Origin of the sequence: Pseudomonas mendocina (genome assembly GCF_900636545.1) — a bacterium.
Taxonomy (GTDB): Bacteria; Pseudomonadota; Gammaproteobacteria; order Pseudomonadales; family Pseudomonadaceae; genus Aquipseudomonas; species Aquipseudomonas mendocina.
This window is the reverse complement of sequence record NZ_LR134290.1, coordinates 4,468,455-4,489,965: the sequence shown is the minus strand read 5'-3', so window position 1 is coordinate 4,489,965 and position 21,511 is coordinate 4,468,455. Positions and strand designations below refer to the sequence as shown.

15 protein-coding genes and 1 pseudogene are annotated in these 21,511 nt (G+C 63.1%); 13 read left to right on the top strand and 3 right to left on the bottom strand.

Features of this window, described 5'->3' with window-relative positions; all coding sequences use genetic code 11:
* Positions 1 to 87 precede the first annotated feature (87 nt).
* Complete coding sequence (locus tag EL191_RS21005) at positions 88 to 1,380, bottom strand: peptidylprolyl isomerase (RefSeq protein ID WP_026042138.1); 1,293 nt, start codon at positions 1,378 to 1,380, stop codon at positions 88 to 90.
* A complete protein-coding gene (locus EL191_RS21000; RefSeq protein WP_041980082.1) occupies positions 1,361 to 4,171 on the bottom strand; it encodes an LPS-assembly protein LptD in 2,811 nt (936 codons plus the stop codon). The genes EL191_RS21005 and EL191_RS21000 overlap by 20 nt, the downstream gene beginning before the upstream one ends.
* Before the next feature lie 124 nt (positions 4,172 to 4,295).
* Here EL191_RS21000 and EL191_RS20995 point away from each other — a divergent pair, with 124 nt between their 5' ends.
* Genes EL191_RS20995 through EL191_RS20985 form a run of 3 tightly spaced genes read left to right on the top strand, consistent with a single transcriptional unit; the run spans position 4,296 to position 6,751 of the window.
* A complete protein-coding gene (locus EL191_RS20995) occupies positions 4,296 to 5,321 on the top strand; it encodes an aminoglycoside phosphotransferase family protein (protein ID WP_041980081.1) in 1,026 nt (341 codons plus the stop codon).
* Complete coding sequence (gene murU / locus EL191_RS20990) at positions 5,318 to 5,989, top strand: N-acetylmuramate alpha-1-phosphate uridylyltransferase MurU (RefSeq protein ID WP_041980079.1); 672 nt, start codon at positions 5,318 to 5,320, stop codon at positions 5,987 to 5,989. Before EL191_RS20995 ends, murU begins: the two co-directional genes overlap by 4 nt.
* Positions 5,990 to 6,751, top strand: a complete 762-nt coding sequence (locus EL191_RS20985; protein WP_041980078.1) for a TerB family tellurite resistance protein — start codon at positions 5,990 to 5,992, stop codon at positions 6,749 to 6,751.
* Here the strand turns inward: EL191_RS20985 and EL191_RS20980 are convergent.
* Positions 6,748 to 7,731: an alpha/beta hydrolase family protein gene (locus tag EL191_RS20980; protein WP_041980077.1), complete on the bottom strand. Its 984-nt coding sequence runs from the start codon at positions 7,729 to 7,731 to the stop codon at positions 6,748 to 6,750. The genes EL191_RS20985 and EL191_RS20980 overlap by 4 nt on opposite strands.
* Before the next feature lie 113 nt (positions 7,732 to 7,844).
* Between EL191_RS20980 and EL191_RS20975 the strand changes: the two are divergent.
* The 10 genes and pseudogenes from EL191_RS20975 (at position 7,845) to gabD (ending at position 21,443) form a co-directional block, all read left to right on the top strand.
* A pseudogene (locus tag EL191_RS20975) lies at positions 7,845 to 10,249 on the top strand (PAS domain-containing sensor histidine kinase).
* Positions 10,246 to 10,875, top strand: a complete 630-nt coding sequence (locus EL191_RS20970) for a response regulator (RefSeq protein WP_041980076.1) — start codon at positions 10,246 to 10,248, stop codon at positions 10,873 to 10,875. The pseudogene EL191_RS20975 and the gene EL191_RS20970 overlap by 4 nt, the downstream one beginning before the upstream one ends.
* A gap of 261 nt (positions 10,876 to 11,136) precedes the next feature.
* Positions 11,137 to 12,234 carry an ABC transporter ATP-binding protein gene (locus EL191_RS20965; RefSeq protein ID WP_013717388.1) on the top strand — a complete coding sequence of 366 codons (1,098 nt, stop codon included), beginning with the start codon at positions 11,137 to 11,139 and terminating at the stop codon, positions 12,232 to 12,234.
* A gap of 53 nt (positions 12,235 to 12,287) precedes the next feature.
* The gene (locus EL191_RS20960) at positions 12,288 to 13,319 is read left to right on the top strand and encodes an ABC transporter substrate-binding protein (RefSeq protein ID WP_013717387.1); all 1,032 of its coding nucleotides are present in this window, start codon (positions 12,288 to 12,290) and stop codon (positions 13,317 to 13,319) included.
* A gap of 66 nt (positions 13,320 to 13,385) precedes the next feature.
* Positions 13,386 to 14,633, top strand: coding sequence for an ABC transporter permease (locus EL191_RS20955; RefSeq protein WP_013717386.1), 1,248 nt, complete (start codon positions 13,386 to 13,388; stop codon positions 14,631 to 14,633).
* A gap of 204 nt (positions 14,634 to 14,837) precedes the next feature.
* A complete protein-coding gene (locus tag EL191_RS20950) occupies positions 14,838 to 15,665 on the top strand; it encodes an ABC transporter permease (protein WP_013717385.1) in 828 nt (275 codons plus the stop codon).
* 103 nt (positions 15,666 to 15,768) lie between these two features.
* A complete protein-coding gene (locus EL191_RS20945; protein WP_013717384.1) occupies positions 15,769 to 17,139 on the top strand; it encodes a sigma-54 interaction domain-containing protein in 1,371 nt (456 codons plus the stop codon).
* A 180-nt stretch (positions 17,140 to 17,319) separates the two neighbouring features.
* Positions 17,320 to 18,468, top strand: coding sequence for an iron-containing alcohol dehydrogenase (locus tag EL191_RS20940; protein WP_041980075.1), 1,149 nt, complete (start codon positions 17,320 to 17,322; stop codon positions 18,466 to 18,468).
* A gap of 82 nt (positions 18,469 to 18,550) precedes the next feature.
* Complete coding sequence (locus EL191_RS20935) at positions 18,551 to 19,930, top strand: membrane protein (RefSeq protein WP_013717382.1); 1,380 nt, start codon at positions 18,551 to 18,553, stop codon at positions 19,928 to 19,930.
* A gap of 58 nt (positions 19,931 to 19,988) precedes the next feature.
* Positions 19,989 to 21,443, top strand: a complete 1,455-nt coding sequence (gene gabD, locus EL191_RS20930; RefSeq protein WP_013717381.1) for an NADP-dependent succinate-semialdehyde dehydrogenase — start codon at positions 19,989 to 19,991, stop codon at positions 21,441 to 21,443.
* Positions 21,444 to 21,511: the final 68 nt, after the last annotated feature.

Sequence of the window (21,511 nt, the reverse complement as noted above, 5' to 3'; positions counted from 1 at the left end):
GATGGGCGCGGAGGGCCAGTTTACGCTGGCGGGCCAATAACGAAAAAGCCCGGCACTGGGGCCGGGCTTTGCTACGCGATAGAGCTGTTAAAGCTTGGTCTCGACGTAGGCTTCGTCGCGGATCTGGCGTAGCCAAGCCTGCAGCTCCTCGTCGTACTTACGGTTGCGTAACAGGTTGGCGGCCTGTTGTTCGCGGAACTGCGCGCTGCTGTCGGTGGCGCGGCGGCCCATGACCTGCAGTACGTGCCAGCCGTACGGGCTCTTGAACGGTTTGGACAGTTCGCCGCTGGCTGTGTTGTTCATCACCTCGCGGAACTCGGGTACCAGCGCATTGGGATCGATCCAGTTCAGATCGCCGCCATTGAGTGCCGAGCCCGGATCTTCGGAGAAGCTCTTCGCCAGTTCGGCGAAATCCTCGCCATCCACGATGCGCTGATACAGGCGCTCGACCAGGCGGCGGGTTTCTTCTTCGCTGCGGATTTCGCTGGGCTTGATCAGGATATGGCGAACATGCACTTCGTCACGCACCTGAGTGTCGCCACCGCGCTTCTCAATCAGTTTGAGGATGATGAAGCCGCCCGGTGTACGCACCGGCTCGGTGACCTCGCCCGGATTCAGCTGGCTGATCATGCTGTCGAAGGGCGGTGGCAACTGACCAGCCTTGCGCCAGCCCATTTCACCGCCTTCCAGGGCGTTCTCGCTGGCCGAACGAGACACTGCCAGTTGGCCGAAGTCCGCGCCTTGCTGCAGTTGCTGATACAGCTCCTGTGCCTGGCGGTCAGCGGCCTGGATTTCGCTGGAGGACGCACCTTCGGAAACCGGAATCAGGATGTTGGCCAGGCGGAATTCTTCCGACAGCTGCATCTTGCCCAGATCGGAGGCGAGGAAGTTCTGCACTTCCTGATCGGTGACCTGGATACGCTCGGCGACGCGACGCTGACGTACGCGGCTGATGATCATCTCGCGGCGCACCTGGTCACGGGCGTCGGCGTAGGACAGGCCATCACGTGCCAGGGCATCGCGGAACTGCTCCAGGCTCATGCCGTTGCGCTGGGCGATGGTGCCCATGGCCTGATTCAGTTCCTCATCGGTGATGCGGATACCGGAGCGATCGCCGATTTGCAGCTGGATGTTCTCGATGATCAGGCGCTCGAGTACCTGCTGGCTGAGCACATGCTCGGGCGGCAGTGCGCCGCCACGTTTGTCGATGGTCTGTTGCACCTCACGCAGGCGTGCGTCGAGCTGGCTCTGCATGACCACGTCGTTATCGACAATGGCCACGACGCGATCCAGTGGGCGAACCTGGGCCTGAGCCGTTGCCGCCAGCAGCGCTGCGCCCAACAGCAGGGGGCGCAGGCGATCAGAAAGCTTGGTCTTCACGTTCACGGTAACCTTGAATGCCTTGGTCGAGGAAAGTTTCCACCTTGTTGCCAACAACGCCGCCGAGGCCCTTGAGGACGATCTGCAGGAAGATGCCGCGGTCCGGCTCGTCGTTGCGCGATGGGTTGAGGCTGACTTCGTCGTAATCGATCCAGTAGCGGTTGATCAGGCGCAGTTTCCAGCAGCAGTTGTCGTATTCGAAACCACCGAAGGCTTCGAGGGTACGGTTGCGGCCGTAGTCGTACTGCCAGCGCGAGATCAGGCTCCACTGTGGAGCCAGCGGCCAGATGACGGAGAAGTCATGCTGGTCGATCTTGTAGTAGTTCTTGATGTAGTTGGGGTTCGGCAGCCCGTTGATAGTCGGGCTGCCGTAGTCCGGGTTGGTGGTCCAGGTGCCGCTGTCACGGTCATAACGCACGGTGTCGTTACGGTAGCGGTAGCCGAAGTTGACGATCTTGCCAGGAGTGGCTTCCGGCTGGTAATGGAACATCGCGCTGCCCGAGCGGGTAGCATGCTGGTCCGGGTCCCAGTTGAAAGTCGACGAGAAGCGCCAGTCGCGGTTGAAGCGATACAGGTACTCCAGGGCATAGGGCGATACGTCCGAGGTGGCGTCCTGGCGGGCGCGGTAATCGATACCTGGCAGTTGCACCTTGCGGTCTTCGAAGTAGAAGGCCTGGCCGATGCTGAAGCGCTGGCGCTCGAAGCCATTTGGCTCGATCCAGCGGCTGGTTACGCCCAGCGACAGCTTATTCTCGTCGCCGATACGGTCCTTGCCGCTAAAGCGATTTTCACGCCACAGTGAGGCGTAGCTGAAGGTCGGCTCGCCAGTGTCGAATACCGGGATATCGGTCTGGTCTTCTTCCGGCACGTAGAGATAGAACGCACGCGGCTCCAGAGTCTGACGGAAGTCTTTGCCAAACAGCTGGGTATTACGATCGAAGTACAGGCCGCTGTCGACGCTGAACAGGCCCACACCACGGTTGGGTGAGCGCTTGTAGTCCACTCCGAACCATTGATTGTCCGGGTCGTTGGTCGCGAGCTCGGACTTGCCTTTACCATCCAGATTAATCTGGTATTGCGTCTGCATGTACTTGATTTGGGGTTTGATGAAGCCCCAGGTCCAATCCAGCGGCAAGCTTACACCAGGCTCCAGGTGCAAGCGTTCGCCGTCGGCACGGTTCAGGCCGGTCAAGCGCTCGTCGTACCAGCGATCTTGTGGTCGACCTGTTGTGCCATCTTTTTCCGTGTAGAAACCCGAGCGCAGATTGCGATCGAAGCGCACGTACTCGGTGCCATAGGTGAAGTCGAGACCACCTGGATTGAAGGGCAGTTTACCGTCCAGAGTGATCTGCGGCAGGCGGTCGTATGGCGTCACGTCGGTGATATTGGCCAGCTCGTACGCATGCAGGTTCAGGCGGGCGCGATAGCTGTCGCCACGATAAGTCAGCGTGCCGCGCTGGTTTACGTAGGTCTGGGTTTCGATGCCCAGATCGGTATTCAGGTCCTGGAAGTAGTACGGGTCGCTGATATCGGTGTAATCGACTTCTGCGAGCAGGCGCGAGTTCAGGCCCTGCTTGTGCTGCCAGCTGTACATCCAGCGCTGGTCTTCGTACTCGGACTGCAGCTTGCGCTCGTCTTCGCTGTCGTTCAGCCATGCGCCACCGACTTGACCTTCACTGCTTTCGGTCAGGTAACGGAACTCACCTTCCATCAGCAGACCGCGTTTGGCCATGTAGGTCGGATAAAGCGTGGCGTCATAGTTCGGCGCCAGGTTGAAGTAGTAAGGCGTTTGCAGCGAGAAACCATTGCTGCTCGACGTGCCGAAGCTCGGCGGCAGGAAGCCGGACTGGCGGCGATCATCGATCGGGAAGTAGATGTACGGGGTGTAGAACACCGGAATGTCCTTGACCCGCAGCGTTACGTTGGTCGCGGTGCCGAAGCCGGTGGCCGGGTTCAACGTGACGTTGTTGCCCTTCAGGTGCCAGGCATTGTCGCCCGGCTCGCAGCGGGTGTAGGTACCATCCTTGAGGCGGATGATCGCGGTCTCTTCGCGCTTGGCGTAGAGCGCACTGCCACGCACGTGAGCCTGGTGCATCACGTATTCGGCATTGTCGATACGAGCCTCGCCGTTATCCAGCTGCAGCTCTGCGCGGTCGCCAACCACCAGGGTGCCCTTGTCGCGCAGGCGCACGTTGCCGACCAACTCACCACGGTTTTCCGTCTGGTGCAGACTGGCTTCGTCGGCCTCGACCTGCATGCCGGACTGACGCAGTACCACGTCACCAGCGAGGGTCGCGATCTGTTTTTCCTGCTCGAAGCGCGAGGCTTTGGCAGAAACGTACATCGGCGACTCGTCCAGTGGCGTGGTGTCATCCATGCCCGGACGCAGCGGCTCGACATAGGCGCCGGCGCAGTAAGGGCCAGCCTCGGCCAGTTGCGCGGCAGTCAACTTATCACGCGGGACCCAGTCCAAGTGACTGTAGTCGGGGCTGCGCGAGGCGAGGGCGCGGCCCTTGCTCTCAGTGACCAGCACCGGAGCGGCGTCCTTCTTGGCCACGGCCTCGCTGGTCGCGCCGCTGCTGCTGACAGCATCACGGCTGTGCACGGGGCGTGGCGGCAGGGCGCTGGCGGCTGATTTCGGCGCACATGCCCAGCCGCCCGTTGGCGACGCCTGGCAATCGTATTGCTCGGCGGCAAAGGACTGTAGGCTGAACACGGGCTGTAAGGCCAGAAAACTGCCGGTAACCAGCAGTGGGAATTTCTTGCGGAACGCGGGGTGTTTTACTGCCATCTTGTTAGTCCGGGCTTCCTGCGCGCTATCGGCCCAGGGGCCGCACGCCTCTCGATGGGCTGAAAAAGATGCTGGATAATAAAGCATGACCCGCGCAACGGCTAGCGCCGTCGGAGACCCCTTGATGTCTGAACAAGATGTACGTCTGCAACAGCTGCAAACCTGGCTCGCCGGGCAACTACCCCCTTTGTTCGCCGCTCGTGGCTGGGGAGCGGTGCCTGCCGCCGAGCTCATTCCTGCCAGCAGCGATGCCAGCTTTCGCCGTTATTTCCGCTGGCAGGCAGGTGAGCGCAGCCTGATCCTGATGGACGCACCGCCCCCGCAGGAGAACTGCGAGCCGTTCGTCCGGATTGCAGCGCTTTTGGCACGCGCGGGTATGCACGTGCCGCAGGTGCTGGCCGCCGATCTGCAGCAGGGCTTTCTGATCCTCGATGATCTGGGGCGCCAGACCTATCTGGACGTGATAAACGAACACAATGCCGACCAACTGTTCGACGATGCCATCGGGGCTTTGCTGCAGCAGCAGCGCTTGCCGCTCGATGGCGACCTGCCGCATTACGACGAAGCGCTGTTGCGCCGTGAGTTGCAACTGTTTCCCGAGTGGTACGTTCAGCGCCATCTGGGGTGCACCTTCACCGCCGAGCAGGAGGCAGCCTGGCAGCGAGTCAGCCAGCTTTTGATCGACAGCGCCCTGGCGCAGCCCAAGGTTGTGGTGCACCGCGACTTCATGCCGCGCAACCTGATGCAGAGCATGCCCAATCCCGGGGTGCTGGACTTCCAGGATGCCGTCAACGGGCCTGTCACCTACGACATTACCTGCCTGTTCAAGGACGCATTCCTCAGTTGGCCCGAGGCACGGGTGCAAGGCTGGCTGCACGGCTACTGGGAGCGAGCCAGGGCAGTGGGCATTCCAGTTCAGGCATCGTTCGAAGACTTTCAGCGGGCCAGTGACCTGATGGGGGTGCAGCGCCACCTCAAGGTCATCGGCATCTTTGCGCGCATCTGTCACCGTGATGGCAAGCCCAAGTATCTGGGCGACGTGCCGCGTTTCTTCTCCTATATCCAGGCGGTGTTGGCACGTCGGCCGGAGCTGGCCGAGTTGGGTGAGCTGTTCGCCAGCCTGGCGATAGAAGAAGGGGCTCGTGCATGAAGGCGATGATTCTCGCTGCGGGCAAGGGGGAGCGCCTGCGTCCGCTGACGCTGCATACGCCGAAGCCGTTGGTGAAGGCGGCTGGCGTGCCGTTGATCGAATATCACGTGCGCGCGCTTGCTGCTGCTGGTTTCACCGAGCTGGTGATCAATCACGCCTGGTTGGGCCAGCAGATCGAGGATTACCTCGGAGATGGCTCGAGCTTTGGCGTACGCATCGCCTATTCAGCTGAAGGTGAGCCGCTGGAAACCGGCGGCGGCATCTTCAAGGCACTGCCCTTGCTGGGTAATGAGCCTTTTCTGGTGGTCAATGGCGATATCTTCACCGACTACGCCTTTGCCACTTTGCGTCAGCCGCTTGTCGGTCTGGCGCATCTGGTATTGGTGGACAATCCGCCACATCACCCGCAGGGCGACTTCGTGCTGGCGGCAGGCCAGGTTCAGGAGGCAGCAGCGACAGGCGAGCGGCTGACCTACAGCGGTCTCGCCGTGCTGCATCCGCGCCTGTTCGCCGGCTCTGCGCCGGGTGCTTTCAAGTTGGCGCCGCTGCTGCGTGAGGCCATGGCGGTAGGCCAGGTCAGTGGCGAGCACTATGGCGGTTGCTGGGTCGATGTCGGCACGCACGAGCGCCTGGCCGAAGTCGAGCGGCTGCTGCAGGAGGCACGCTAGGTGCTCTGGCCAGCAACCCTGCTTGGCGCTGCAGCTGGTCTGGCGCTTGCCAGTATCCCGGGGGCGTTGCTGGGTGGTCTGCTCGGGCAGGTGCTGGATCGCCGCCTGCGCCTGCACGGCTGGGACAATCTGCGCGAACGGCTGGGCGGCCGTGCGGCACCGGCAGATGACGACCTGCTGTTTCTGATGTTGGGACGTCTGGCCAAGAGCGATGGCCGGGTGGTGCAGAGCCATATCCAGCAGGCACGCTCGGAAATGCAGCGACTTGGGCTGGACGCCGGAGCTCAGCGCCGCGCCATCGAGGCCTTCGCCCGAGGCAAGACCGGACGAGACAACCTGCGTGCGCCGCTGCAGCGCCAGCGTGAGCGCGCCGACGCGATATTACGGGCTTGCTGGCGCATGGCTTGGGTTGATGGGCGGGTATCGCCCAGCGAGCACGAACTGATCCTGCTATGGGGGAAATGGCTCGGTTGGGACAGTGCGCGACTCGATAGCCTGGGCGAGGAATATGCGCCGCGTCGTAACCAGCAGCCGGCTCCGGCAGGGGGCAGTTATCAGGAGGCGCTGCGCCTGTTGGGGGTCAACGAGGGCAGTGAGCCCGAGCAGGTCAAGCGCGCCTACCGGCGTCTGCTCAGTCGCCATCACCCGGACAAACTGGCCGGCTCCGGCGCTTCGCCTGAGCGCATTCGTGAAGCGACCGAGACCACTCGGCAGTTGCATCAGGCTTATGCACTGATCCGGCAACGCCGGGGAATTCGTTAGCCGCTGGAGGCGCGGATATGCAGCTTCAGCCAGCCGCGCAGGCGGCGGTAGAGCTGTTCCTGTTGCACGTCCAGATTACCTGGCAGGGCTTTCATCGATACCTGGATATAAGTGGGCAATTTGGCGCGTTTGCTCGCTTGCAGGCGCTTCAGGGCGGCTGTACGGTCTGTGGCCTGATCCTTGTAGTAAAAGTCGCCGGCAGCCACCGGTAGTTCAGCGACCAGCTCGTCCAGCGGCGGAGCGAAACCGGTAGGTAACTCGGCCGCCACCATCAGCAGGTTATGCACATTGGCCGGCTTGCGCTCGTTCAGATAACGCGCTGCCCAGTAGGCGCCGCTGCCATGGCCTAGCAGCACGATTTCCTTGGCCTGCTGTTGCGCCGCGAAGGCGATGGCGGCATCGATGCGCGCCATTACGCGTTCGGCGTGCGCCTGTCGCCGCTGCTCGGGACTGACTGTACTGCCCTCCGGTTGCGGAGTGCCTCCATCAGCGGGCGCTGCGACCGCTGGCTCGGAGGCGGGAGCGCTCTCGGTCGTGGATGTTTCGCCTTCTGCAGGCGCAACGGCTGCACTGCGCAGTGGCAATGGGTCGCCGTCCGGGTCCGGCAGCGTCAGGCTCAAGCTGTGCCAACCTGCATCGGGTAGCTTGCGCCTCAGCGGGCCGACCGCTGCAGCGCCATCGGCGTTCTCCACATCGCCGGGCACCAGGATCACCGCGCCACTGGGATCGCCGACGTTGGCTGGCAACCACAGGGCGAGGAAACTCTCGGCACCCGCTTGCAGCATCTGCTGTTCACGCTTGTCCAGGCGTTGCTCCAGCGTCTGTGCGTCGCTGACGCTGCGCTCAGGCAGCGCAGGGCGCTCGTCTGCTGCGGGTGCCTCAGCTTCGCCAGGTTCCGCGCTCTGGACTTCCTCGGTTGCCCAACTGGCAGCAGCGCAGAACAGGCAGAAACCGAGCAGTGCAAATGAGTAGGGGCGCATCGATAAGGCTCCATGATGTCTATGACAGAGCCTAATGCGGCGCTCCGCTTTTGTCAGGCGACTCGGGCAAGACTGGAGTAAGGTAGGGGATCGCGTCACCGGATTCGCCGTGCATGAAGTCCTTTCTCTCCCGCCTCTCTCTTTTGCTGCTGCTGGCGATAACTACCGCCTGGGCCGAGAACACGCGCATGCCGCTGCGTCCGGCCTTCGATGCCGAACAACGCGCCTGGCTCGAGGCGCATCCGGTCCTGCGTGTAGGCCTGATTCAGCAGGCGCCCTGGGTGCAGCGTAGCCAGAATCGACAGCTGACCGGCGCCAACGTCGAACTGATGCAGCGCCTGCTGGACGGCATGGGCGTCGCTCCTGACTGGCGCCTATACCCGAGCCTCGAGGCGCTGGAGCGGGCGGCCGGCGCGGGCGAAGTGGACCTGGCGCCGGGTCTGCAGCAGACGCCAGCCGGTCTGCGCATCTGGCACTACTCCATGCCCTACCTGCGTGTGCCGCATCTGGTGGTCGGCGAACGTAGTGGCAGTGGCGCGGTAGATCTGGATCAACTGCCACTGGAGCAGATAGTCGCCCTGCGCTCACCGAGTCAGGCTGCCGAATACCTGGAACGCACCCATACCAACCTGCGCCTGCGCGCGGCGCCTTCGGACCGTGCCGCGTTGCTGCTGGTGCTGAATCAGGAGGTCAGCTACGCGGTGCTGGACGAGGCGAGCCTCAGCCTGCTGCTGCGTGAATCACGTTTTTCCAACCTGAGCATCGTCGGTGACATCGGCCTGCCGCAGTTGCTGCGCCTGGCCACGCGCCGTGACCAGCCGTTGCTGTCCGGCATCGTTGACCGAGTCTTGCAGGCACTGCCTGCCCGTGAGCTGGAGGAGTTGCGTGAAACCTGGATGCCTTTGCGTTACCCGCAATCCAGCGACTTCGTCAGCTTCTGGAAAACACTCGCGCTGTTTCTGGCGCTGCTGCTGTTGATCGGTGCTACCGCCCTCTATCGCCAACGTCAGCAGGCGCGTCTGCTCGAGCGCGGGTTGTTGGGCGCACGCGGCGAACTGGATCGCCATCAGCAGGCGGCCGAAGCGCTTCGCCTGAGTCAGTTCTCCATCGATCACAGCACGGTGGGCATTCTCTGGGTCAATTGGGACAGCCACTTGCGCTATGCCAACCGCGCTGCCGAACGCATGCTCGGCTACGCCGCCGGTGAGCTGGTGGACAAACCGCTGAGTCAGCTGGAGCCGAGCCTCGATATGGATCGTTGGCTCAACCTGTGGAAACGGGTGCGTGAGCAGGGTGGCGGTTCGACGAGCTTCGAGATCGACTGCCTGCGCGCCGATGGCAGCCGCATGCCGGCCGATGTGTCCCTGAGCTTTCTGCGCTACCGCCAGGCCGAGTATCTGGTGGTGTTTCTCAGTGACGTGACCGAGCGCCGCCGTGCGCGTGCTGCGCTGGAAGAGAGCGAGGCGCGTTTCAAGGGCATCGCCGGCAACGTGCCTGGCCTGGTGTTTCGTCTGGAGCGCGCCGGACCGGGAGCGGTGGTCAACTTCGCCTACATCAGCGAGGCCAGTCAGGAAATGGTTGGCTGGCCGGCGCATGAGCTACAGCGTGAGGATCGCGGCATTCGCGGCTTGGTGCATCCGCAGGACTTACCCAGCTACCTCAACAGCAGACGCTGGCGCTGGAGAGCGAGAGCGACTGGTACTGGCAGGGGCGTATTCTCACGGCCGAGCAGGAGGTGCTGTGGGCCGATATTCGCACCACCGCGCGTTCGCTCGGCGGCGGTCGTGTGGTGTGGGACGGGATTCTCTGGGACATCACCGAGAACAAGCTGGCCGAGCTGGCCCTGGCTGACTCGCGGGCGCGTCTGCGCGAATTGTCCGCGCATCTGGAAAGCGTGCGTGAGGAAGAGAAGGCGCGCATCGCCCGCGAAGTACATGACGAACTCGGCCAGGTGCTGACCGTGCTCAAGCTGGAGACGGCCATGTGCGAGCTGGCCTGCGCCGGTCAGGTGCCGGAGCTGGATGAGCGCCTGGCCAGCATGAAACGTCTGATCGCCCAGCTGTTCCAGCTGGTGCGTGATGTGGCCACGGCGCTGCGCCCGCCGATTCTCGATGCCGGCATTGCCTCGGCCATCGAGTGGCAGGTGCGCCGCTTCGAGGAGCGCACGCAGATCCCCTGCCTGGTCGAGGTGCCTGAGCACCTGCCACACTTGCCCGATGCTCAGGCCATCGGCCTGTTCCGCATCCTCCAGGAGGCGCTGACCAACGTCATGCGCCATGCCGGTGCGCACAGTGTCGTGGTGCGTTTGTGGCAGGAGGCGGGCAGCCTGTGCCTGTCCGTGAGCGATGATGGCAAGGGCTTCGATCCGTCGTTGCGCAAGCCGGGGCAGTCCTTCGGGCTGGTCGGTATGCAGGAACGCATGCTGATGCTTGGCGGCCTGTTGCAGATTGACAGCCGGCCCGGTGAGGGCACTACGCTGTGCGCGCGCATAAACCTGGATGAGGAGGTCGTGGCGTGATTCGGGTACTGGTGGCCGAAGACCACACCATCGTGCGGGAAGGCATCAAGCAATTGATCGGCATGGCCCGTGATCTTGAGGTGGCAGGCGAGGCGAGCAATGGCGAGCAACTGCTCGAAGTGCTGCGCCGAACGCCCTGCGATGTGGTGCTGCTGGATATCTCCATGCCCGGTGTCAACGGCCTGGAGGCCATCCCGCGCATTCGCGCGCTGAACGAGGCACCGGCGATTCTGGTGCTGTCGATGCACGATGAGGCGCAGATGGCCGCGCGTGCGCTCAAGGCCGGCGCCGCCGGTTATGCCACCAAGGACAGCGACCCGGCGCTGTTGATCACCGCGATTCGCAAGGTGGCGGGTGGTGGTCGCTATATCGACCCGGCACTGGCCGACCGCATGGTCTTCGAGGTGGGGCTGACCGACTCGCGTCCGCCCCATGCGCAATTGTCCGAGCGTGAGTTTTCGGTATTCGAGCGTCTTGTGCGAGGAGAGGGGGTCAACGATATCGCCCTGCACCTGGCGGTGAGCAACAAGACCGTGAGCACGCACAAGGCGCGCCTGATGCAGAAGCTCGGTGCCCATTCGGTGGCCGATCTGGTGCGCTACGCCATGGAGCACCGTCTGGTCTGATCGGACGCTTTCGTTGGAGCGGCTGGGCGGCATTGCGCTTCAGCCGCGATGAATCGCCCACCGGAGCTTCGCGGCTGAAGCCGCTCTTACGGTTTTCATGCACTGTATAACCGATGCAATCACTCGGAATTTGTAGGGCGATCCCTACAAGAGATTCTCCTCACGCCTGATATCAGCTTGTCATCCCGCCCGATTTTTCACCCTTGCTCGCCCACCTACTCTTGATTCATCGGCCTGAGACAAGAACAAGGGTGTGGTGTGATGGCAAACGATGTACTGGTGAGCTTCCGTGGCGTGCAGAAGAGCTATGACGGCGAGACGCTGATCGTCAAAGACCTCAACCTGGATATCCGCAAGGGTGAGTTCCTGACCCTGCTCGGCCCGTCCGGCTCTGGCAAGACCACCAGCCTGATGATGCTGGCCGGTTTCGAAACCCCGACCGCTGGCGAGATCCTGCTCGACGGTCGCTCACTGAACAAACTGCCGCCGCACAAGCGCGACATCGGCATGGTGTTCCAGAATTACGCGCTGTTCCCGCACATGACGGTGTCAGAGAACCTGGCCTTCCCGCTGAGCGTGCGCGGCATGTCGCGCACCGACATCAGCGAGCGCGTCAAGCGCGCACTGTCCATGGTACAGCTCGACAGTTTCCGCAATCGTTATCCGGGCCAGCTCTCCGGTGGCCAGCAGCAGCGCGTGGCACTGGCCCGTGCGCTGGTGTTCGAGCCGCAGCTGGTGCTGATGGACGAACCCCTCGGCGCGCTGGACAAGCAGCTGCGTGAACACATGCAGATGGAGATCAAGCACCTGCACCAGCGCCTGGGCGTAACCGTGGTCTACGTAACTCATGACCAGGGCGAGGCGCTGACCATGTCTGACCGCGTAGCCGTGTTCCACCAGGGTGAGATTCAGCAGATCGCCCCGCCGCGCGATCTCTACGAGGCGCCGCACAACACCTTCGTCGCCCAGTTCATCGGCGAGAACAATCGCCTGGCCGGCGAGTTGGTCAGCCGTGATGGTGATGCGTGCGTGGTGCGCCTGGCGCGCGGTGAGGAAGTGCGTGCCACGGCGGTCAATGTCGGTGCTGTAGGCGAGGCGGTGAGCCTGTCGATCCGCCCCGAGCGCATCCGCCTCAACGGCCACAGCGAGGCTTGCCCGAACCGTTTCTCCGGGCGTATTGCCGAGTTCATCTATCTGGGCGACCACGTGCGAATCCGCATGGAGGTCTGCGGCAAGTCCGATTTCTACGTCAAGCAACCCGTAGCCGAGCTCGATCCGGCGCTGGCGGTTGGTGACTTGGTTCCGCTCGGCTGGTCTGTCGAGCATGTCCGCGCGCTCGACCCACTCCAAGCCGAGTGACCGCTTCGCGCAGTGCTTCACCTTTACCCCGTAACACAGAGGAGCTGATAAGAATGACGAAATCCCTGAAGCTGGCGGCATTGGCCCTGGGCGTTAGCTGCGCCATGCCGGCACTGGCGGTAGACCTGACGGCGGTATCCTTCGGCGGCGCGAACAAGGCGGCGCAGGTCAAGGCGTTCTACGAACCCTTCGAGAAGGAAACCGGCAACAAGGTGCTGGGCGGTGAATACAACGGTGAAATGGCCAAGGTCAAAGCCATGGTCGACACCCGCAGCGTGAGTTGGGATCTGGTGGAGGTGGAGTCGCCGGAACTGGCTCGCGGTTGCGACGAAGGCCTGTTCGAAGAGCTCGACCCGGCGCAGTTCGGCGATGAGGCCAACTTCATCGAAGGCGCCATCCAGCCCTGCGGTGTCGGCTTCTTCGTCTGGTCCACCGTCCTGGCCTATAACGCCGACAAACTCAGCGCGGCCCCGACCAGTTGGGCCGACTTCTGGGACGTAGCGAAATTCCCCGGCAAGCGTGGCCTGCGCAAGGGCGCCAAGTACACCCTGGAGTTCGCCCTGATGGCTGACGGCGTGCCGGTCAAGGATGTGTACAAGGTATTGGCCACCAAGGAAGGCCAGGACCGCGCGTTCAAGAAACTCGACGAGCTCAAACCCAACATCCAGTGGTGGGAAGCAGGCGCCCAGCCGCCGCAGTACCTGGCCTCCGGTGATGTGGTGATGAGCTCGGCCTACAACGGCCGCATCGCTGCCGTGCAGGGTGAGAGCAACCTGCAGGTGGTGTGGAACGGCGGCATCTACGACTTCGACTCCTGGGCCATCCCGCGTGGCGCCAAGAACGCCGAACTGGCCAAGGAGTTCATCGCCTATTCGGTCAAGCCCGAAGCGCAGAAGACCTACTCGGAAAATATCGCCTACGGTCCGGCCAACAAGCAGGCCATCGATCTGTTGGCGCCGGAGCGTCTCAACCTGATGCCGACCACGCCGGAAAACATCGCCAACCAGGTGGCCATCGACGTGACCTTCTGGGCTGACTACGGCGAGCAGCTGGAACAGCGCTTCAACGCCTGGGCCGCGCGCTAAGTCGCCTATCCGGCCCTGCCTGCTGGCAGGGCCGTCTGAATTTTCTTCTTGCTTGCGGAGTTGTCCATGGCCGCCGTACTGCCTGCCAGCGAATTGCCCGGGCCGAGCCTGAAACAGCGTCTGGCCCGTGCCGAGCGCTTCAATCGCCTGAAATCCAAGGCGCTGATCCTGCCGCTGTTGCTGTTCCTTCTGCTGACCTTCCTGCTGCCCATCGGCGCCCTGTTGCTGCGCAGCGTCGACAACCCGGAAGTGGTCGGTAGCCTGCCGCGCACCGTCGAGGCGATCAGTGCCTGGGATGGTCGCGGTTTGCCGGACGAGTCGGTGTACCAGGCCATTGCCAGCGATATCGTCGAGGCTCGGCGCAACCAGAACCTGGGCGATCTGTCCAAGCGTCTGAACATGGAGCTGGCGGGGTTCCGCAGCCTAGTCAGCAGCACCGCACGCAAGCTGCCGTTGCGCGAGGAGCCGGCGTCCTACCAGGAGGCCTTCCTCGACCTGGACGAGCGCTGGGGCGATCCCGCCTACTGGCAAGTAATCCGCCGCAACGCCTCGCCGGTTACTCCCTACTACCTGCTGGCCGCACTCGATCATCGCATCGACGACCTCGGCGAACTGGCTAAGGCCACGCCGGATCAGGCCATCTACCTGGACATCTTCGCCCGCACCTTCTGGATGAGCCTGGTGATCACCGCCATCTGCCTGGTGCTGGCCTATCCGCTGGCCTACCTATTGGCCAATCTGCCGACCCGCTCGGGCAATTTGCTGATGATTCTGGTGTTGCTGCCGTTCTGGACGTCGATCCTGGTGCGGGTCGCGGCCTGGATCGTGCTGTTGCAATCGGGAGGGTTGATCAACAGCGCGTTGATATCGCTGGGCATCATCGAGCAGCCGTTGCAACTGGTGTTCAACCGCAGCGGTGTTTATGTGGCCATGGTGCACATCATGCTGCCGTTCATGATCCTGCCGATCTACAGCGTGATGAAGGGTATTTCGCCCAGCTACATGCGTGCGGCGGTGTCGCTCGGCTGTCATCCGTTCGCCAGCTTCTGGCGGGTGTACTTCCCGCAGACCCTGGCCGGTGTCGGCGCTGGATGCCTGCTGGTGTTCATCCTGTCCATCGGCTACTACATCACCCCGGCGCTGCTGGGCAGCCCGAACGACCAGATGATCAGCTACTTCGTCGCCTTCTACACCAACACCACCATCAACTGGGGCATGGCTACTGCGCTAGGCGGCCTGCTGCTGGCCGCGACCCTGGTGCTCTACGTGGTGTACAGCTGGCTGGTCGGCGCGAGCAAGCTTAGGCTTGGTTAAAAAGCGGTCTGCGTGGCAGACCATCTGATGACCCTCTCCCATTTATGGGAGAGGGTGCCCGAAGGGCGGGAGAGGGTGCTTGTGTTGGCACCACTGCCTCTCGGTAACCGAACTCGGGAGGATGGCGCATGAAGAGCGCCCTCTCCCCCAGCCCCTCTCCCGCAAGCGGTAGAGGGGAGCTAAACGCTAAATGGAGTCACAGCCATGCTCAGCCCCTACATGTCACCCGTCGAGCGCCTCTGGTACTACGGCCTGCGCATTCTCTGCGGCCTGGTGCTGCTGTTTCTGATCCTGCCGGTGCTGGTGATCGTGCCGCTGTCGTTCAACTCCGGCACCTTCCTGGTCTACCCGCTGCAGGGCTTCTCGCTGCGCTGGTATGAAGATTTCTTCATGTCCGCGGACTGGATGCGCTCGCTGAAGAACAGCCTGATCATCGCCCCGGCCGCGACCATGCTGGCCATGGTCTTCGGTACCCTGGCGGCCATCGGCCTGACCCGTGGCGAGTTTCGCGGCAAGGCGCTGGTGATGAGCCTGCTGATCTCACCGATGATCGTTCCGGTGGTGATCATCGGTGTCGCCAGTTACCTGTTCTTCGCGCCGCTGGGCATGGGCAACAGCTACCTGTCGCTGATCCTGGTGCATGCCGTGCTCGGCGTGCCCTTCGTCATCATCACCGTGTCGGCCACGCTGCAGGGGTTCAACCATAACCTGGTGCGCGCGGCTGCCAGCCTTGGTGCATCACCGTTGACCACCTTCCGCCGGGTGACCCTGCCGCTGATCGCGCCTGGCGTCATCTCCGGTGCGCTGTTCGCCTTCGCCACTTCGTTCGACGAAGTGGTGGTGACGCTGTTCCTCGCCGGGCCCGAACAGGCCACCCTGCCGCGGCAGATGTTCAGCGGCATCCGCGAGAACCTGTCGCCGACCATCGCTGCTGCCGCCACACTGCTGATCGGCTTTTCCATCCTGCTGTTGCTGACTCTGGAATGGCTGCGCGGACGTAGCGAGAAGCTGCGCACCTCGACGCCGGAATAAGCTGCGTGGCTATGGACAGAAGGCTCCGCCGGGAAACCCGCGGAGCCTTTGTCGTTTCCGGGCGTAGAATGCGCGGTTTCTCCAGTTGTAACAGGGTGGCCAGATGGACTTCGATGATCCCGGATTTCGCGAGCTGATCGATGCGCTGCACGATGGCCTCTACATCACCGATGCCAACGGCTTCACCCTCAAGGTCAATAGCGCCTACGAACGCCTGACCGGGCTACGTAGCGAGGATGTCGTTGGCCAACACATGCAGGCACTGGTGGAACAGGGCGTCATCTCGCAGTCGGTGTCGCTGCGTGTGCTCAAGGAAGGCAAGGCGCTTTCACTGATGCAGAGCGTCAGCCAGGGCAAGCGCCTGCTGGTCAGCGGAACGCCGATTTTCTCCAGCGAGGGCAAGGTGCGTTATGTGGTCAGCACGGTGCGTGACATGACCGAGCTGCTGCGCATCAAGCACGAACGCGACGAGCTGCAGCAACTGAAACAGCTGCGCAACAGCACGGCGAAGTTGCACGCCGGCCAACGTGACGACCTGCTCCATGCCTCGCCCGTGGCCAATCTACCCGCGTCTGGCCGCGTTTTCGCCCAGGCGCGGCAGGTCGCCGGGAGTGACGTGAAGGTGCTCCTACAAGGGGAAACCGGTGTTGGCAAGACACTGATCGCCCAGTACATCCACAAGAGCAGCTCGCGTGCGGCGCAACCGTTCCTGGCGCTCAACTGCGGTGCGCTGCCGGAAAACCTGATCGAGGCCGAGTTGTTCGGCTACGTGGCAGGCGCCTTCACCGGCGCTGGCAGCAAGGGCAAGCGCGGCTTGCTCGAACTGGCCAATCAGGGCACGGTGTTTCTCGACGAGATCGGCGACTTGCCGCTGGCACTGCAGGTCAAGCTGCTCAAGGTGATCGAGGAGAGCCGCTTCATCCCGGTGGGTGGATTGGAGCTGAAAGAGGTGGACGTGCGCATCATCACCGCTACCCATCACGATCTGCGCCAGATGGTCGCCGATGGGCGTTTTCGCGCCGACCTTTACTACCGGCTGAACGTGGTGCCCATTCATATCCCCGCCTTGCGCGAGCGAGCCGATGAAGTCCAACCGCTGCTTCAGTTCTACCTTGCCGAATTCAACCTGCGCTATGGACGTTCGCTCACCTGGGGCCTGGAAGCCCTGGATACGCTCACCGACTATGCCTGGCCAGGCAACATCCGTGAACTGATCAATCTGGTCGAGCGCCTCGTGGTCACCAGCATCGGCGAGACCATCGAGTTGTTCGATCTGCCCGACGAGGTACGAACTGCCCGCAGCGACGGAGCTGGCGACCACCTGCTGCCGCTGCGCAAGCAGGTAGAGAATCTGGAGCGGCGTTTGATTGGCAAGGCGCTGCTGCAACACAAGACCACCCGCGAGGCCGCCAAGGCGCTTGGACTCAGCCAGGCGACGCTGGTGCAGAAGATGAAACGCTGGGAACAGGGTTGATTGAAAAATGGATCATAAGGTGGCCTTTTGATTGGTTTTCTGATCGTAATGACTCTGGCTTGAGCTGTGACAAAACGACGCAAGCCTTCTGCGACAAGGGTTTGCGCGAGCTGGCACAGGAATCGCTATAGGAGGGCCCGAACCCGTTCAGCGAAACACCGCATAAAAAAGGGCCTGCTGATGAGTATTGCTGCATTCAAGATCGCCAATAAGCTGCTGACCGGCCAGGGTGCCGTGGAGCAGCTGGCGCACGAACTGCCCCATCTGAAAGTCGACAATCCACTGATCGTCACCGACGCCATCCTGATCAAATCCGGCACCCTGGAACACGTGCTCAAACAGCTCGGTGGGCGTGCCTACGGCATCTTCGACGGCGTGGAGCCGGAGCCGGAAATCGCCATCGTCGAGGCCTGCGCAAAGGTTTATCGCGACGGAGGCCACGATGGCCTGATCGGCGTCGGTGGCGGTAGCGCCATCGATATCGCCAAGGCGGTGGCTGGCTACGTTGGCCACGACGGTGCGCTTGAGGAGCTGTTCGGCGTCGACCAGGTTACTCGCAAGGGCCCGCCACTGATCGCCATCCCGACCACTGCCGGCACCGGCTCGGAAGTGACCAACGTGTCGATCCTCTCGGACAAGAAGGCGCAGCTGAAAAAGGGCATCGTCAGCGATTACCTGCTGCCCGACGTCGCCCTGGTCAGCCCGGTGATGACCCTGACCTGCCCGCGCAGCGTGACGGCTGCCAGCGGCGTCGATGCACTGGTGCACGCGGTGGAGTCCTACCTGTCGGTGCATGCCTCGCCGATCACCGATGCCCTTGCCATCGGCGCCATCAAGCTGATCGCCAAGGCGCTGCCCAAGGCCTACGCCAACCCGGCGGACCTGAAAGCGCGCGAAGACATGGCCACCGCCAGCCTGATGGCCGGCATGGCCTTCGGCAACGCCGGGGTCGGCGCCGTACACGCCCTGGCCTATCCGCTGGGCGGGCGCTTCAACATCGCTCATGGCGTCAGCAACGCTTTGTTGCTGCCCTACGTGATGGCCTGGAACAAGCTGGCCTGCGTCGAGCGCATGGCCGAGATCGCAACTGCCCTGGGTGTGCAGACGCACGGCCTGAGCGACAAGGCCGCCGCCGACTTGGCCGTCGAGGCCATGGCCGAGCTGTGCGCCAGCGTTGATATCCCCAAGGGCATGCGCAGCTTCGGCGTGCCGGAAGAGGCCATACCGGCGATGGCCGAAGAGGCCAGCAAGATCGACCGCCTGATGCGTAACAACCCGCGGCGCCTGACTGCCGGCGATATCGAGCAGATCTACCGCGCCGCCTACTGATCCCGTTTCACAACCTATGACCAACAGCCCCGGCCACGCCGGGGCTTGCTGCTTACAACTCTAATAAAGCTGGGTGATTCATATGTCCGAACTGCATCAACAAGACCTGGGCGTCGAAGCCCCGTACTGGCCGGTGGGGCCGTTCAAGGTACGTCTGCCTTTCATTCATTACCGCTTCGAGCTCTCCGACTACATGCAGGGCCTGCTCATGTGTGCGGTGGATCTGGCGGCGATTCCGCTGATGACCGAGTTCCTCGGCATGCCGTTCGAGGTAGCACTGGCGGTGGTCATGCTCAACGGCCTGCTGTACCTGACTCACCATCTGCTGGGCGACCCGGTGGTGCCGGGCTGGATCACCCCGGCGATCCCCCTGCTGATGGCCTATTGCAGCCAGTTCCCGGAGGGCCCGGAGCGTGTGCATGCTCTGATCGCCTTCCAGTTGATGCTGGGGATATTTTCCATCGGCCTGGGCATGACGGGCATGGCGCGCAAGGTGGTGTCACTGGTGCCCTCGGCGCTCAAGGCCGGCATCATCATGGGCGCCGGCCTCAGTGCGGTGGTCACCGTGTTCAAGGAAGGCGGGCGCTTCGACGCCTTCCCCTGGACCATCTCCATCGCCGTCGGCATCGCCTTCTACCTGGTGTTCTCCCTGCACTTCCAACAACTGAAGAAGCGCAGCCGCTTCTGGTGGAACTTCGCCAAGCTGGGCATCTTCCCGATCATCCTGCTGGCGGTGTTCGTCGCGCCGATCTTCGGTGAGGCGCCCTGGCCGAACATCGAGTGGGGCATCAGCAAGCCGGACTTCGTCACCTTGTGGAACGAGTACACGGTGTTCGGCCTCGGCATGCCGCCTTTGATGATGTTCGTCACCGCCATTCCCACCGTGTTCGCCGCCTACCTGGTAGTGTTCGGCGACGTGCTGGGCGCCAGGGCGATCCTCTCCGAGGCCGACCATATCCGCAGTGACGAGAAGGTCGACTTCAACCCGAACCGTTCGCACATGATCTTCGGTGGGCGCAATGCCTTGATGAGTATCTTTGGTCCGGACGTGGCCATGTGCGGCCCACAGTGGTCGGCCATGCAGGTGGTCATTACCGAGCGCTTCAAGGGCGGCGCCCAGGCGATGAAGTCCATCTATGGCGGTGTCGGTTCGTTCCGCTGGGGTACCAACACCGGTCTGTTGCTGCTGCCAGTGGTCACCCTTCTGCAGCCGATTCTCGGCGTAGCGCTGGCGCTGACCTTGTTGATCCAGGGCTACGTCAGCGTGCGCCTGGGCATCATGGAAGCGCGCAGCCAGCGCGACCTGGGTATCGCCGGTGTGATCGGCGCGGTGCTGGCGATCAAGGGCGCCGGCTGGGCCTTCGCCATCGGCGTCGGCCTGTGTGCGCTGATCTACGGGGCGCAGATGTTCCGAGGCGAGAACGACCAGACCTTCACCAAGGATCTGCCGCCGGGCGAGTGATCCTGTCCCATCCATCAGTACCGCCAGGGCGCCAAGGCCCTGGCGGGAGGAGCGATCCATGCAACTCAACGACCCCGATCTGCTGCGCCACCAGGCCTATATCGACGGCCAGTGGTGTGACGCGCCCGACGGCGCCGTCACGGAGATCTTCAACCCGGCCAACGGTGAGTCCCTCGGCCATGTACCGAACCTGGGCGCAGCCGAAACCCGCCGCGCCATCGAAGCCGCCCAGGCCGCGCAACCAGCCTGGCGTGCGCTGACCGCCAAGGAGCGCGCCGCGCGCCTGCGCAAATGGTACGAGCTGATGCTCGCCAACCAGGAAGACCTGGCGCAGATCATGACCGCCGAACAGGGCAAGCCGCTGGCCGAAGCCCGTGGCGAAGTGCTGTACGCCGCCTCCTTCATCGAATGGTTCGCCGAGGAAGCCAAGCGCGTCTATGGCGACACCATTCCCGGCCATCAGGCCGACAAGCGCCTGATCGTGACCAAGGAGCCCGTTGGCGTGACGGCGGCGATCACCCCGTGGAACTTCCCCGCGGCGATGATCACCCGCAAGGCCGGTCCTGCCCTGGCCGCCGGCTGCGCTATGGTGCTCAAGCCTGCGCCACAGACGCCTTTCAGTGCCCTGGCGCTGGCTGTGCTGGCCGAACGCGCCGGCATCCCGGCTGGACTGTTCAGCGTGCTGCCGGCCGACGCCGAGCGGTCTCGCGAGGTGGGCAGTGAGTTGTGTGCCAACCCCATCGTGCGCAAGTTGTCGTTCACAGGCTCCACCGGTGTCGGCATCAAACTGATGGAGCAATGCGCTTCGACCCTCAAGAAACTGTCCCTGGAGTTGGGCGGCAATGCGCCGTTCATCGTCTTCGACGATGCCGACCTGGATGCCGCGGTCGAGGGCGCCATGGTCGCCAAATACCGCAACGCCGGACAGACCTGCGTATGCGCCAACCGTATCTATGTACAGGACGGCGTTTACGACGCCTTCGCCGAGAAGCTTGCGGCGGCGGTGGCAAAGCTCAAGGTCGGGGCGGGCACCGAGGCCGGCGTGACCACCGGCCCGTTGATCGACGCCAATGCCGTGGCCAAGGTGCAGAGCCATCTGGCCGATGCCCTGGAGAAAGGTGCCAAGGTGCTACAGGGCGGCAAGGCGCTGGGCGGCAACTTTTTCGCCCCCACCGTGCTGGTCGACGTGACGCCGGACATGCGCGTAGCCCGTGAGGAGACCTTCGGCCCGCTGGCGCCGCTGTTCCGCTTCAGCGACGAAACCGAAGTGATCCGCCAGGCCAACGACACCGAGTTCGGTTTGGCCGGTTACTTCTACACCCGCGACCTAGGCCGCGCCTTCCGCGTCGGCGAGGCGCTGGAGTATGGCATGGTCGGCATCAACACCGGGCTGATCTCCAACGAAGTGGCGCCGTTCGGCGGCATCAAGGCCTCCGGCCTGGGCCGCGAAGGCTCCAAGTACGGGTTGGACGAGTATCTGGAGATCAAGTACCTCTGCCTCGGCGGTATCTGAATCAGGTCGCTATTGTGGGAGGGGCTTTAGCCGCGACCGGCTTGGCACAAAAGCCAGAAGCTCGCCGC